Below are 14778 nucleotides of genomic sequence, written 5' to 3'. Positions count from 1 at the left end.
AATGAAGCCAGAAACATCCGCTGTTCATGCAGGTTATGTGGCCGACGACGTATCGCGTTCAGCGTCCGTCCCTGTCTATCAGACAGTGGCTTATGAGTTTGACAGCGCTCAGCACGCGGCCGATTTATTTGATGAGAAGGTGGAAGGTAATATTTACGGGCGCATGATGAATCCGACGACCGCCGTCCTGGAAAAAAGGATGGCTGAACTGGAAGGAGGGACCGCCGCACTGGCGGTCAGCTCAGGCGCGGCGGCAATCACTTATGCCATTCTGAATATCACGCAGGCGGGCGATCATATCGTGGCGCTACCCAATTTATACGGCGCGACCTATACGCTGCTGAACGGGATCCTCGGTAATTTCAATATATCTGTCACCTTTGCGGCATCGGATTCAGCCAGTGACATCGAAAGAGTCATCAAAAATAACACTAAGGCAATATACTGCGAAAGCATCGGTAACCCTGCGGGTAACGTTGTGGATATTGAAACGGTTTCAGCCTTAGCCCACCAGTACGGCATCCCCCTGATTGTTGATAATACCGTTGCCAGCCCGGCGCTGATCCGCCCCATCAGCCATGGCGCCGATATTGTTATTCATTCCATGACAAAATATATCGGCGGACACGGCAGCTTCCTCGGGGGAATCATTATTGACAGCGGTAAATTCCCCTGGCGTGAGCATAAATCAAGATATCCCATGCTCAACGAACCCGAGCCGACTTTTCACGACGTGAGATATTGTGAGCAATACGGAGAAAAAGCGTATATAGCAAGATGCAGAACCGTCATGTTAAGAAATATGGGGGCAACGTTACCTCCCCAGAGCGCGATACACTTTCTGTACGGGCTTGAAACGCTGTTCCTGAGGATGAACAAACATTGTGAGAATGCGTTATCCGCAGCCCTCCACCTTGAACAGCATCCCTGCGTAGACTGGGTCTCGTACTGCGGTTTACCGGAGTCTGACCATCACGCGATGTCCCTGAAATATATGAGCGGCCGGGGCGGTGGCATCCTCACTTTTGGTATTCATGGCGGTAAATGTGCCGCAGAAACGTTCTATGACAGCCTCAGGTTGATCAAAAGACTGGTCAACATCGGAGACACCAAAAGTCTTGCATGCCACCCTGCGTCGACCACTCACAGAAACGTCCCCGACAGTGAACAGATAAAACTGGGCGTGCTCCCTGAAATGATAAGGCTGTGCATTGGTATTGAGCATATAGACGATATCCTGGGCGACATTGACCAGGCCCTGCTTAAGTCACAACGCTGATAATGAGGTCATGAAGAAATGAAAGCCGGAAACACAGCATCAGGAAACGGATTTCTGCGCAGTGATAAAAATCCATACGGCGAGTATGGAGGTGACTATGACAGTCATTTCAACTTTGGTGAAAAATACGTAAATACGGTCAGCAAAATCTTATGCGACGGGATATTCAGGAATAAATCAGATATTAATGACGATGATTTTCTCCTGTTTGACATCGGGGCCGGCACAGGTTTCTGGAGCAGAACAATTCTTCAGAGAAGCCCCGGAATAAAAGTTATCGCAGTCGAACCTTCCCGAAAAATGCTGTCAATGAAAAGAGAAGATACACCCGGGTCTCTGCATTATATCAACATGACAGCACAGGAACTCGCAGAGCATGCTGATGGTGTCCTGGCAGAATATCAGGGTAAAGCGGACTGTATTATGTTCATGCAATCGGCGCATTACATTCATGCCGACGAATTTCAGAGCGTTATGCAAAAGCTAATCCCTCTGCTCAAGCCCGACGGCCATCTTTTCTTTCAGGCCCGTAATATGAACCGGGACTGGTGGCCGTGGCCCGTACCCGGGAGCTGGAAAAATAACATCCGGACGTCATTAGAGCCTCTTTACATGCTCGCAGATCGCTATGAACGTCAGCTGAACGCCATGAGCGAGTTGCAGGTAGACGGAAAATGGACGGAGGATATAGTGATTTCAGTCCCTCTTGAAGAGTATCTGAAGAGATTAAGTGAAAGATGGATCCCCTCAATTATGCATGAGCGGGCTATCGACGGTGCGCTTCTCGAAAACGGAATAGCGGAAATGGAGGCTGAGTTCAGACGGAAAAATCTTGATGTCGTCACGTGGACGGACGAATTCACCATGGTTTCCGCCAGGATGATGAAGACGGAGTCGATATGAAAAGTGTACTGATAACTTTCAGCCTGACCCCCGATAACTGTCGCGATTACCTTAATGCCAGTACCTGTTATCGACCGGACCTCACGCATAAAAGTGAATTTTACTGGCGTCAGGAGTTCAGTCATGGTCGTTTACGGGCAGTCGTTTTTTTAAGCAAAGATTTTCATAAAGTCAGAATCTTGGCTAATAAAAACGACTGCCTCTTCATCATGATTGATGATTCTGACACTGCCGGGCCATTCGGACTTAAGGAAAAAACATTCCCCGGTGAGCTATATATCTGTAAATCTCATGGCGCAGAAGCCGAAGCCGAAGCGTTCAACTACATCGAATATCATTCTACGTTACACATTATTAAAAATGCAGGTTCTGATAATAACGTAGCGATCATATCAAAACGTCAGAGCGTTGCACTGATAGGTACCGGCATCGTTAATCTGGTCACGGGTTTTAATCTTCAAAAAAAAGGGTATCACGTTTCATTCTTTGACAAGTCTCCGGACCCCGCAGAGGTTTCAAATTCGGAGCGTTTCGGCGCGACCTTCTCCGGTGGAAATGCAAGAATATTTTCATTTAATGAGTCCAGACACCATCTGGCAAAGTCACTTATTCACGATGAAAATATTTATCCTCAGTTCCGCAATGTGATAGGGGACGGGGGATGGTTATTTACTCGAAATCCGCCCCCTGCTGAAAAGGACATCAGATGGATTGAGAGGCAACAGTCTGTCCCTCCATGGATGGCTTCCGTTTACGATAAAGATATCGTCTCATTTAACATACGCAGCCATGATTTCTGGCTGGATCTTTTCTCAACCTGCCCGCAGCTGCTCTGCAACATCAGCCTGAACTCCAGTCTGGTGCGGATTTATCAGACACCAGAGAGCTATGCCCGGGGGCTGGCCTACGAGAAACGCATCGGCTCATTCAGAAAAGTTCTGGCGCCGGATGACCTCTGTTCTGTGGTGCCTGCGCTCTCAGACGCTGTCAGCAACGGTGCTGTTCATGGCGCCGCAGAAGTCACCGGATTCTCTCTGCAGGTGAAGACTCTTGCCCTGAATCTCATTAATGAAATGAAGTCATCGGGCGCTGATTTTTTCTGGGAGAGTGAAATGCAGGCGGTTCACAAAGATGAGGCAGGACGTATCCATTCCGTGATCGTTAATGATCGTGAAATACTGGCAGATAACTACGTGGTTTCCACAGGGTCCTCAAGCCAGGCAATTGACGGCATGGAAAAAATTCAGGATCAGATTGCTTCGGTGGCCGGTGCCTGGCTCGAAATTCCCGATCCGCATCTCTCCCTCACCCGGCCGGTGAAAGTCTCACGTCGTCATTTTGCCTGTAATGACGCCGCTGAGGGAGCGAACCTGATCCCTGGCCTGAATGACAGGGCTGAGCCGGTTATTTTCTGCAGCAGTGGCCATGGATTTCTCGGGCAGGGACACAGGGACATCAGCGCAGAACAGCTCAGGACGCTGTCCCGATGCGTTTTTGAAACAGCGAAAGATCTCTTTCCTTCACATGTTCAGCGCGCCGGAATGACCGACCCGTCCCGTCTGGAATTCTATCATTGCACCCGCCCCTGGACTTCATCCGGCCTGGGCATTTTCGATTCCATGCCCACGAGCCGTCAGGGCAGGTTTGTCGTCACCGGCGGTCACAATACCGGTGGTTTTGCCCAGTCGCCCGCCGTCGCCGAGGCCGTCTACAAATGTCTGAATAACACGTATACGGAAATGTCGGCGCTGTACAGCCCTCTGCGCGGCGACCTGCTCGGTCACTATGGTAACTCCGTATGAAAATAGCCATCATTGGCGGCGGCCCCTGGGGAATGGCCTTGCTGGAAAGACTGATCATTAACGGAAATATGCAGCCCGATACTCATTTCAGCATTGATGTGTACGATCCCCGGGACCCGGGGCCCGGTGTTCATGATACCGATCTTGAGGACTATCTCTGGCTTAATACGCATTATCTGCAGATAGATGCCTTCAGTGCTCCTACCTTCGGAGAGCAACCGCTGACGGGTGCAAAAAGCTTCAGGCAATGGCTTATCGCTACCGGCGCATATGATCCGGACGTGATTTATTACCGTCGATCGCTGTATGGCCGTTACATGAAATTTGTTTACGGAGTACTCAGGTCGAACGCCGCATCAAATATCACGGTCACACACATTAAGGCAGCAGTGGACAAGATACGGTTTCAACCTGAGTCAGGCCGTGAACGCCTGGAGTCTGGCAATGCTCACAACCTTTATGATTACGCGATAATCTGTACCGGGCATGGTTTACAGCATCGGTCCTCTGCTGATTCCGGCGTTGAGTTCACCTCATATTCTGGCAGGCGCATAGGGCTGGCGGGGATGGGACTGGATGCAATCGACAGGATCATGGGTTTTACCACAGGTCTGGGCGGAGAATTCTGTTCGTCTTCTGATGGTTCCCTGTCTTACCGGAAATCAGGTAAAGAACCCGAGTTATACCTTTTCTCCAGGCATGGTTTACCTTTCCACTGCCGTCCTGATGTCAGCCTTGATGGACTGTACGGATATGTACCGCGTTACTGCACTGAAGCCGCTCTGCGCGACATACGGACAAACAGGGGCAGGGTGGATTTCGAAACTGACGTTCTGCCTCTTCTGATTAATGAACTGAGAGGGGTATACCACTATCACTCCCGAAGGATTTCCGGAGTAAATATGACGGAAGGTACGGATTACGAACCGGACTGGCCTGCCCCGACGCGGGATGAATCTTTGCCAGACCCGTCCGTCCTTTTCAGGTCCAGGGCTCTCAGGCAGTATGCCTGTCCGTCTGAATATGTTGATGAAATCAGTAAATACATCGGGTCTGACGTGCATCAAAGCTGCATCGGTGAAAAAAACAGCCCCTACAAGGCTTCCCTTGAGGTGTTCCGGTTATTCAGAAGCTTTATCAGAGAAACCGTTGAATTTGGCATGCTGACACCTGATTCAGGGGAGCGTTTCTTTAACTATTATGCCCCGCGATTTAATCAGATAAGCGTGGGGCCTCCGGCAATAAGAGGCCGGCAGTTTCTGGCTTTGTTAAGGGCGGGCGTCATCAGGCTGGATCTGGGCCCTGCGCCTGTTCTGACAGGAAGTGACAGTACGGGATATGTGGCCACGACGACCTGTTTTGAAAATAATTTCAGTGTTGTTCTTGATGGATTCTGCCGTGCCTTCAGAGACCAGCCCGTCAGGGCAAAACCTGAAATGATTGTTCAGAGAGCTCCTGATTATGCATTCGATATCGGCCCGGACTGGCGCATCCGTGATGGTGAAGGTGACCCGCGAAACCTGTTCATTGCCGGTGTGCCAACCAACGGATGGACATATTTCTCCAGTTACTTCCCCTCGCCGAAAAGCAGAAGCAATGCTTTTCTGATAGCCGACAGAATAGCGGCAACCGTTATGAGGCCGGCGTAGGTATTCCTGACAGCAGCGGCCAGATGCCGCTTTTTTCCCTTCAAAGTAACAACACCAACCGTCGCGGCCGTAATCCAGGCACAGTATTTTTTTGGGCGACCGCCTGGCCTTCTGATAAGGGAGAGAATAGCGCTACGTAAATTCTGTCCTGAATCTGGCGTAGTTTGCCTCAAAGCAGCGAAATCCGGCCCTGTATACCCCAGTGAGACCATCCAAATTTATCTTTGATCTCGCATATGGAACCACCTATGTGATACCTTCATCATTAACACTACCTAAATGATACTTTTGGAGTTTAGATGTACGTTTTTGGCTATCTCCGGGCATCTACCTCAGAACAGGATGCTACACGTGCAAAGAAAGCACTCAGGGATTTTGCCCTGTTGCACAACAAGCGTGTCGCCGGCTGGTATGTGGATAATGTTTCTGGCACAACGATGAACCGGCCCGAGCTGCTGCGTCTGCTCGATGACGCTGAGCCAGGTGACGTTATTCTGATTGAACAGGTTGACCGGCTTTCCAGGCTCGATGATGAAGGGTGGAACATTTTACGTAAGCAGATAGCTGACAAGCAGCTGTCAGTCGTCAGCCTCGATCTTCCCACAAGTTACCTTGCCCTGAATAACTCCGTTACTGACGACTTCACGCACAGCATGCTCAAGGCCATTAATGGCATGATGCTCGACATGCTGGCCGCTATATCGCGTAAAGACTATGTGGACCGGCGACGACGTCAGGCAGAGGGCATCGTGAGAGCTCGTGAGGAGGGCAGATTTCGGGGGAGGGTAGCTGACCTGGCGAAACATGAGTTGATCCGCAACCTCAGAATCACTCAGGCGAAATCAATTAACGAAACAGCGCGACTTGCCGGTGTTTCGAGAGCCACCGTGATTCGCGTGTGCAGGCAGGCCGAACAGGTTAAGGAACCGTCGTGAGCGCAGACCTGATTATCAGTGAACATCCCGTTTTTTCGGCCTGCGGTATTTTCAGCATAGAAAGAGACTATGGAGGGTTCGGAGACAAAATCTGCACCTTTTTAGTTGCTCTCAGGGAGGGAAACAAAGCCTGGATGAAAATGTCGCTTCGTCATGACTCGGACAAGTGGATAGTAATTGTACGTAAGCGTCCGTTCCTGGATGCCTGGGCGCGTTCTAAACAGGAGCTTCAGCTATCAACGGGCGATGAAGCCGTCTGGCGAGGCGATTACAAATTTCATCATGCTGAAATGGGGTTTGCGCACGGGCGCGACAATCCGGTTCAGCTGGCATGGTGCGATGCACATTATGAACTGGACAGAGGCCTGCCCGTGCTGCATGCGGGATTTACAGATGGCATCACGCGCACCATCTGGCTTCTGGCCAATGGTGCCGAAAGCTTTCCTGTCAGCGTATCCTCGGAAAGAAGTGCCAGCCTTCTGTTTCGAGGGGCTGGTGACAGAAATACGAAGCCTCTCTCTGTGGAATCCCTTAATAGATGGTCCGGAGAAATTTGATTAACAATTAGATTTAGATTGCTAAAACTTATACCTCAAAACATCTAGTTTGCGCTCAGCAGTCAGCCTTAAACCGTTGAATGTGAAAGTCTTGAGCCGTAATCCATCATGGCAATGCTAAAATCATGTTGTTAGCTGAAATTACAAAAAATAAACGTTGAGGTCAGCGGTGTAAACCGACCTCATTGAGCCTGTTACTTAGCAGTATTAACTTCTAATTTCAATTTATTGGATGTTCATTCATAACTACCGATTCTGCCAGCATATCAAATACACTCTGAAGGTGACTGGCGCTTTTAACCGTAATGACATCTTCGAGCTTATTAAGCTGCCTGATTATCTGCTCAAGATCTCCACTGTCACGCACCTGGAGCAAAATAGTACTTGTTTGCCCGTTTAAGTCCGGCACGCAAACAATGCCTTCCAGATTGAACGCGCGTCGTGAAAACAGTCCGCTAATATGAGACATAGTCCCAGGGTGGTTATGCACGTGAAGTTGAAGCGTAACAAAGTTTACGTGGTGCATTTTTAACCTCCAATCATATCAGTGTTTGCTGCCCCGGGGGCCACCATCGGGTATACCTTTTCATTAACGTCAATACGTGCATGAATGAATACCGGGCCGGGAGTTTTGACCGCATCAGCAAGCGCGCTGAATGGATCAGCCTCAGCATTCAGATCAACAGTATGGAAGCCAAAGCCTTCGGCAATTTTCAGGAAATCAACTTCATGCCTGTACCCCGACGCGAACAAATTATTACCGTAAAATAACTCCTGCTGCTGATGAACCAACCCCAGAGCATTATTATTCATCAGTATCACTTTGACATTGACCTTCTCCTCCACCGCGGTTGCCAGCTCCTGAATATTCATCATGATGCTGCCATCACCCGAAAAACACAGTACTGTTGAGTCAGGCTTTTTCAGTGCGGCTCCGATTGCTGCAGGAAGACCAAATCCCATAGTGCCAAGGCCTCCAGAGGTCAGCAGCTGGCGGGGAGAGCTGAACGGGTAAGATTGCGCTACCCACATCTGATGTTGGCCCACATCTGTTACAACATGTACTTTTTCCCCTACAGTTTCTGCGCAGGCGCGAATGAGTCCATAATGGCTGAGAGGATCATTAACTTCTGGCATCTGGAGAGGAAATTCTTTCTTCATATTTGCAACGTAGTCATTCCATTCTGTGCGTGACGTTTGAGCGGTTCGCACATTCATTGCGTTCAGAAACTCCAATACGTCACCCTGAATTTCCACCTCAGGTCGGCGGATCTTCCCTAACTCAGCATTATCTATGTCGATATGGATGACACGGGCATCCGGACAGAATTCTGCCGCCTTTCCAATTGCTCTGTCGTCAAATCGCGCCCCCAGTACAACCAAAAGGTCGGCTTTCTTCATAACGTAATTGGTTGCCCGCGTGCCGTGCATGCCAAGCATGCCCAAATACAGCGGATGATTGACTGGCATTACGCCCAATCCCATCAGGGTTGTGACTACAGGCGCGTCGGAAAGCTCGGCAAAACGGACGGCCTGTTCAGATGCTTCTGCTGTAATAATACCGCCGCCAAAATAAATAATCGGAGAGGCTGACTGTGCCAGCATCTCCAGAGCTTCAGTAATGACAGATTCCTGAATTTTAGGGGGAGGGGAACAAGGGGCCGGTGTATAGGGTTCAGGCAGCACTATCTGCGCTAATTGCACATCTTTCGGCACATCAATCCAGACAGGCCCTGGCCTGCCGCTGGTTGCGATCCTGAAGGCTTCAGACATCACGTTAGGCAAATCCGCAATGTCTCTCACGAGGAAATTATGCTTCGTTACAGGAATTGAGATGCCGTATGTATCAACTTCCTGAAAAGCATCCGTTCCTATCATTGCGGTAGAGACCTGAGCAGTAATGCAAATCAGCGGTACAGAATCCAGCTTAGCATCAGCTATGGCTGTAATGAGGTTCGTTGCGCCCGGGCCGCTTGATGCAAGGCAAACACCCGGTTTTCCGGTAGCCCTTGCCATTCCCTGAGCGATAAACCCAGCACCTTGCTCATGCCTTGCCAGTACGTGATGAATAATTTTACTGTGGGCGAAGGCGTCATACAACGGAAGGGCAGCACCGCCAGGGATACCTGCGACAACATTGATGCCGTGCTGTTCGAGAATGTGAACGATTAGTTCAGCGCCAGTGAATTGCATAGTTGACCTTTTTAAAGGCCGGTGCAGGGCGGTAATCCCGCCAGTGTTGCACCGGCGGGTTAAATATTTCTTCCCTACGGCGCAGGCAGAATCACCACGACTAGCGCGGCGACAAGACGGATCTGCATAACAGTAAGGATATAATTCATTATCTGAGTAAAAACCTTTTATTAACTTCTTCTAACCTATCATCACTCATCTGTATTGGAAAGAGAAACTGGCTTAAAGAGACTGCTGTGCAGTGTCCTTACCCTGCTTAAAGCTGAACAGTAGTAAAAACACTGCTGAGCTCAGCACTGCAAGCAGGGCGACAATCATAAATGCACTTGTTGAGCCAGTTATCCCGGCAATCAGAAGCATCTGGGGAGCAAATATGCGACTGACCGAGAAGCGGATACTTGCCGCTGCAAAATAGCTGCTCCGCTTATCCTCCGGACTGATAGTTGCGATATAAGTATCCTGTACACTGACCACAAGAAGTTCAGCCAGAGTAAGAGCAAGTACACCAATGAGAAATCCGGCCGGTGTCGTTGCAAATGCAAATATCACCATGCTCATCCCATACAATATGCCCGAGGCAGTAAACGCAAACCTGAGGCTGTAACGGTCAGAGAGCACGGCAAAGAAGCGTGTCAGTAAAATAATGAGAGAGCCGTTAACAACCATGCAAAGTGTAAAAAGGGAAACGGCATCAACGTTAAAGTGCAGCAGTGAAACTGAAATATGCTTCAGACGCTCTTCAATAGTTACCGGAAGCAGAAGTTCCAGCTGCATAAAGGCCTGCGCTGCAAGTACGCTGCCCAGCAGAAAAAGCGATAGACGATAATCCTTAGAAAGACTGTAAAATTGCTGAAAAGCGTTAAGCTTTTTCTGCGGAGGCGGTGTTATGTCTTCGGTCAGAATTTGATGGGCTATCAGATTAATTAATGTTGCAGCCATAGTAATCCAGGCGTGCCAGACTCCATGCTCCGCAAGAAGCCCTCCCAGCACTGGCCCGGCCACAAACGCAACGTTGAAGATTACATGTAGCGTTGAAAAAACGCTCTTCCATTCTTCAGATGGAAAGATGTCACTGACAATTGCCTTACTCACAGAGAAGTAAATAGTGAACGCCCATGAAAGAAGACTAAAGGCTACCAGATAGAGAACTGGCGAGTCATACCAGAAAGACAGTATGAACAACGCAGAAGCCAGTACGTAGCTAATATAAATTGCGTCGAGCACCTTTTTCTTGGAATAGTGATCAGCAAGCCGTGCCACGTTGAGACTGATGAGGACGCTGAGAACCGCCACCAGTGAAAGCAGAGCACCCGTCAGGGTGCCCCCCCATACCTTATTCAGATGAATGGCGACGAATGGAAACCATGAGAAAAAACTCACATAGATGATGACGTCAGAAAGATATCTATAGATTCGCTTCACGCTGTAAATTCCCCGTTAACGAATTCAACAATATGCTCAGCCACCATCTGCGTGGCAGGTGGTTTATAAATATCGAAATGGCCTGCGTCGATTTCAATCTTCTTCACATCCGTCAGGTGCTTCTCCCAGCCAAGTGTTGAATCAGATGGATTGCGGTTTGCCCTGATAAACAGGCACTCACCTTTAAACACTCCTACAGGATCATGGGAGTGCACGGCTTCATTGTTTGCAAGCCACATACGCAAACCTGATTCGATATCCGTAAGCGGGGTATCTGCCGTTATGTGTCCGGTACCCACTCCGATTGTTTTGATATAGGCGAAATCAACCGAACCATCTGACAGATAGAGCTTTTCCTTATCCAGCAGGTGCGGCTTGCCTTCTGTGAATTTTGTGGCATAGCTCAGCGCGAAATCGTCTCTGCTGAACGGCTTAACTGCACAGATATGGCTGTCGAGCAGTACAAGTCTGCAGCGCTTACCGAATTTTTGGGACAGAAGACGGCAAATTTCGTAAGCAACATTTCCGCCAAAGCTGTATCCGACAACGGTGTAATACTCAGACTGATCTCTGTCAAGGATATCAAGGCAATACCGCTCAGCCATGGCATTCAGGTTGTTCACAAACTTGCCTGTTGAAGCCTCGGGAACGCATTCAATACCATAAGAGCTGAGGTTGCCAGCAAGGACTTTTTCAGCCAAATCCTTATAACACCACAATGCCCCGCCTGCCGGATGGATAAACCAGATATTTTGCCCTTCAGGTTTATGAGTTAAGCGCGCTACCCCTGAAACCCGGTGAGCCGCACCAGGTTCGGTGATCTCTTTCAGCGATACGGCAATATTATTAGCGGTACGACCTTCAAAAATAAGATATGACGGCAGGTGGGTGTCATAACGCTTTCCAAGTTCATTAAGTATCCTGATAGCCAGTAGCGAATGGCCACCAGAAAGGAAAAAGTCATCCTCTTCACCAACAAACTCGCCCAGATAACGCTTAAACAAAGTAAGCACTTCTGCGAGATAAGCAGGATCAGCGACAGCCCCCTCACTTGAATCATTGGATTTTTCATCATTGTGCAGGGGATGCTGTTTGCCACTGAGCTCTCCTTTCAGAAGCGTGGCAAGCGCTCTGGACCAGGCACCTATCATTGCGTCAGCTGTAGAAGCAGAAACAACGTCAGTACAGTATTCAAGCCGGAGAGTTGTTTTTCTGGCATTGCGTGTGATAACAAACGATGTATCCGCTTTAGGGGACTCCCGATGAGAGTAACTCCATTCCAGATTAGGAAGGTCAGCCCCGCTTTCATTGAACACGAAATTGTTCTGCCACAAAGGCCGGCTACCAGTGCCTCTGGATTTAACCTTACTGTGAATGAGTGTCTGAACTGAGATATCAGAATGTGCAAGACAGGCTGTAAAAGTCTCGCTGACATTTTTCAACAGCTTTTTGACGTCACCCGAATAGCTGAACGGAACAGGCAAAGTTTTGACAAAATTCCCCAGACTTTGAGTTTGCGCCGGACTTCGGTTGTAAACCGGAACACCAATACAAAATGCGTCTTTTTGAATGAATTCAGAAAGGGTCAGGCATGTTGCAGTCAGCAGAAGGGTGAAAGGCGTCATATTCACCTGTCGGCTGATACGGTCTATAGCATTGTGTGACGCTGCAGGCAGCTCAATAGAGATGGAATCACCTTGACTGGTAAGCCTCGCCCCGCTCCGAAATTCAGGGGCGATACGAGACTCCTGGTCGACAGCTGAAAGCGCATTTTCCCACCATGAGAGCAATTCGTTAGACGTTCCTGCAGCAGATAATGAGCAGTATTTGAGGAAAGCAGTATCGCTCTGTACAGGATAACTTTCTCCTGACAGAATTGCGCTTAGCTCGTTAAAGAAAACATCTGCAGAAAACCCATCAAATATGATGTGATGGAAAATAAATAAATACTCATCCGGCTTTTTAAGCGAATAGATTTTCCAGAGAGCATCATCTGTGACTTCAATCGCCTCAATACCAACACTTTTAGGCTGTTCATTTTCATGCGTAATTGGGGCTAGAACGCCAGAAGGAGAAATGTGCTGATAAAAGGTTTGGTTGCTTTCTTTAAGACTTGCCCTCAAGACGGGATGTCGTTGTGACATGACCTGAAGCGCAGCGGAGATATCATCCTTAGATGCATCTTTAAAAACAACGTGATAATGCAAATCCCAGTCGAGCGGATCGCTATCATTCAAAGCTGAAAAAAGTATGCCCTGCTGCTCTTCTGAAAGCGGTATGTCCGTAAAGTTTTCACAAAGCTCATCTTCAGGTCCTGCTTTGGAAGCTGAACATACTGTCTCATAGAGCGTGCTGAGGCTACCTTTACTGAGGATCTCTGAAGAAGAAATTTTAACCTGATAAGTATCCAGGATCATCTTCGCAGCACGGATACAGTGCATTGAACTTATGCCCTGAGAGATTAATTCTGCATCGGCTTCAAGGGCTGTACCAGTGATACTAACCCACTCCTGTCTGAACTTTTCAAGTCCTGCATTAATCGGGGAGTTGTTATGGGCACAGACGTTACCGCGTATGTCCATAAGACTATTAACATCAAGCTTTCCGTTCGGAAGTGAAGGAAATTCTTTGAGAGTAATGAAACGGGAAGGGATCATCCACGACGGTAGATAACTGCACATGTAGTCACGCAGCGCACTGTCACTGATTACGGTATCAGATTCGAGCCACATATAAAGGGTGTCCGAATTTATAACACCGATATGTACAGCTCTGACAGCATCTGAGAAAGCCAGAGCAGTTTTAGCAATTTCATCTTTTTCAATACGAAGCCCACGAAGCTTTATCTGATGATCGTTCCGGCCGATAAAATAGAGCATTCCGTTATCTGCAATACGTACGATATCACCTGTTCTGTAGCTGAGTGCAATACCTTCCGGGCTGACCTCAAATTTTTCTCTGGTTGCTGAATCATTGTTAATATATCCCGATGCCACATTCGGCCCGGAAATAATCAGCTCACCTTCTCTGGCAGAGCCGTTGCATCCTATATCCGCTATTTCATATGTAACGCCGGGCAATACTTGACCGATTGGCAGGTAATCACCATCAATAGTATCCGCGATAGAATAGCGGTAGAAACAACACTGGATAGTCGTTTCAGTTGGTCCATAAAGGTTGACGAGCTCAGAATGAGTCTCAGAGATGAGAGTGTCAGCAAGTTCCTTTGATATGGCCTCTCCGCCACTAAAAAGAAGTCTCAAGCCATTGAGCGCTGAAGCCTGCCCGGTGTCTTTGATGTATCGAAGCACTGTAGGGACGAACTGAGCAACGCTGACTTTGTGACGCCTCAGATTCTCCAATATCTTTGAGGGATCGGCATCACTAATAACACAAGATGCCCCGCTCATGAGAGGTGCAAAGTACTCCCAGACCGAGGCGTCGAAACTAACAGAGGATTTCTGTATGAACACATCATCAGCAGTCCATCTGAATTCGCCATTCATCCAGTTCATATGGAAAGCCAGAGCCCGCTGCGAAACAACCACTCCTTTAGGTTTACCAGTACTACCACTGGTAAAAATAACATAGGCAGGTAGTTCGTTAGCCTCTCTTTCAGTGGCATTGAGAATGAGCTCAGTGCTACCGATACCCTGCTTTCCATCCAGAAGATCTTTCACCAGGAAGCTTTTTCCAGTCACAGACGGCTTACGCTCGCTGTCAGTGAGCACAAGAGTTGCACCTGCATTCTCAATACAATAGGCAACACGCTCTGCTGGATAGGACACATCTAATGGAATATAAGCCGCATCGCAAAACTGCACGGCAAGCATTGCGATGTACCAGTGTGGATTTTTTTCAGTAAGCAGCGCAATGTAAGAGCCAGGTTTAACGCCCAAGCCTTTAAGTTTAACGGCCAGGTCAGCCGCAGACTGAACAAGTTCACCATAAGACAAGGTGGCGTCGCCATACACTAATGCGATGCGCTCTGGATGACTTAACGCGATTTTACAGATGGTGCTGATGGGTGTTTGCATA

10 protein-coding genes are annotated in these 14778 nt (G+C 48.6%); 6 read left to right on the top strand and 4 right to left on the bottom strand.

The genetic code is table 11. The features are described 5' to 3' along the window. Position 1 precedes the first annotated feature (1 nt). From KVT28_RS23985 to KVT28_RS23960, 6 genes are all read left to right on the top strand, one after another. Positions 2-1279: an O-acetylhomoserine aminocarboxypropyltransferase/cysteine synthase family protein gene (locus tag KVT28_RS23985; protein ID WP_217550562.1), complete on the top strand. Its 1278-nt coding sequence runs from the start codon at positions 2-4 to the stop codon at positions 1277-1279. A gap of 18 nt (positions 1280-1297) precedes the next feature. Continuing rightward, positions 1298-2182: a trans-aconitate 2-methyltransferase gene (locus tag KVT28_RS23980; RefSeq protein ID WP_217550560.1), complete on the top strand. Its 885-nt coding sequence runs from the start codon at positions 1298-1300 to the stop codon at positions 2180-2182. Further along, positions 2179-3984: an FAD-binding oxidoreductase gene (locus KVT28_RS23975; protein WP_217550558.1), complete on the top strand. Its 1806-nt coding sequence runs from the start codon at positions 2179-2181 to the stop codon at positions 3982-3984. The genes KVT28_RS23980 and KVT28_RS23975 overlap by 4 nt, the downstream gene beginning before the upstream one ends. After that, a complete protein-coding gene (locus tag KVT28_RS23970) occupies positions 3981-5633 on the top strand; it encodes an FAD/NAD(P)-binding domain-containing protein (protein ID WP_217550556.1) in 1653 nt (550 codons plus the stop codon). The genes KVT28_RS23975 and KVT28_RS23970 overlap by 4 nt, the downstream gene beginning before the upstream one ends. A 299-nt stretch (positions 5634-5932) precedes the next feature. Further along, a complete protein-coding gene (locus KVT28_RS23965) occupies positions 5933-6568 on the top strand; it encodes a recombinase family protein (RefSeq protein ID WP_217550554.1) in 636 nt (211 codons plus the stop codon). After that, the gene (locus KVT28_RS23960; RefSeq protein WP_254633633.1) at positions 6565-7125 is read left to right on the top strand and encodes a hypothetical protein; all 561 of its coding nucleotides are present in this window, start codon (positions 6565-6567) and stop codon (positions 7123-7125) included. The genes KVT28_RS23965 and KVT28_RS23960 overlap by 4 nt, the downstream gene beginning before the upstream one ends. 220 nt (positions 7126-7345) lie before the next feature. Here the strand turns inward: KVT28_RS23960 and KVT28_RS23955 are convergent, their stop codons facing one another. The 4 genes from KVT28_RS23955 to KVT28_RS23940 form a co-directional block, all read right to left on the bottom strand. Further along, complete coding sequence (locus KVT28_RS23955; RefSeq protein ID WP_217550552.1) at positions 7346-7651, bottom strand: ACT domain-containing protein; 306 nt, start codon at positions 7649-7651, stop codon at positions 7346-7348. 2 nt (positions 7652-7653) lie between these two features. Further along, complete coding sequence (gene ilvB, locus KVT28_RS23950) at positions 7654-9318, bottom strand: acetolactate synthase large subunit (RefSeq protein ID WP_217550550.1); 1665 nt, start codon at positions 9316-9318, stop codon at positions 7654-7656. A 222-nt stretch (positions 9319-9540) separates the two neighbouring features. Next, on the bottom strand, positions 9541-10740 hold the full coding sequence (locus KVT28_RS23945; RefSeq protein ID WP_217550548.1) for an MFS transporter: 1200 nt from the start codon (positions 10738-10740) through the stop codon (positions 9541-9543). Further along, the gene (locus tag KVT28_RS23940) at positions 10737-14777 is read right to left on the bottom strand and encodes a non-ribosomal peptide synthetase (protein WP_217550546.1); all 4041 of its coding nucleotides are present in this window, start codon (positions 14775-14777) and stop codon (positions 10737-10739) included. The genes KVT28_RS23945 and KVT28_RS23940 overlap by 4 nt, the downstream gene beginning before the upstream one ends. Position 14778 lies beyond the last annotated feature (1 nt).

It is taken from the genome of Pantoea sp. GbtcB22, from assembly GCF_019091025.1.
Lineage (GTDB): Bacteria > Pseudomonadota > Gammaproteobacteria > Enterobacterales > Enterobacteriaceae > Pantoea > Pantoea leporis.
Note: the sequence above shows the minus strand (reverse complement) of the source record. Positions and strands in the feature narration are given on the sequence as shown.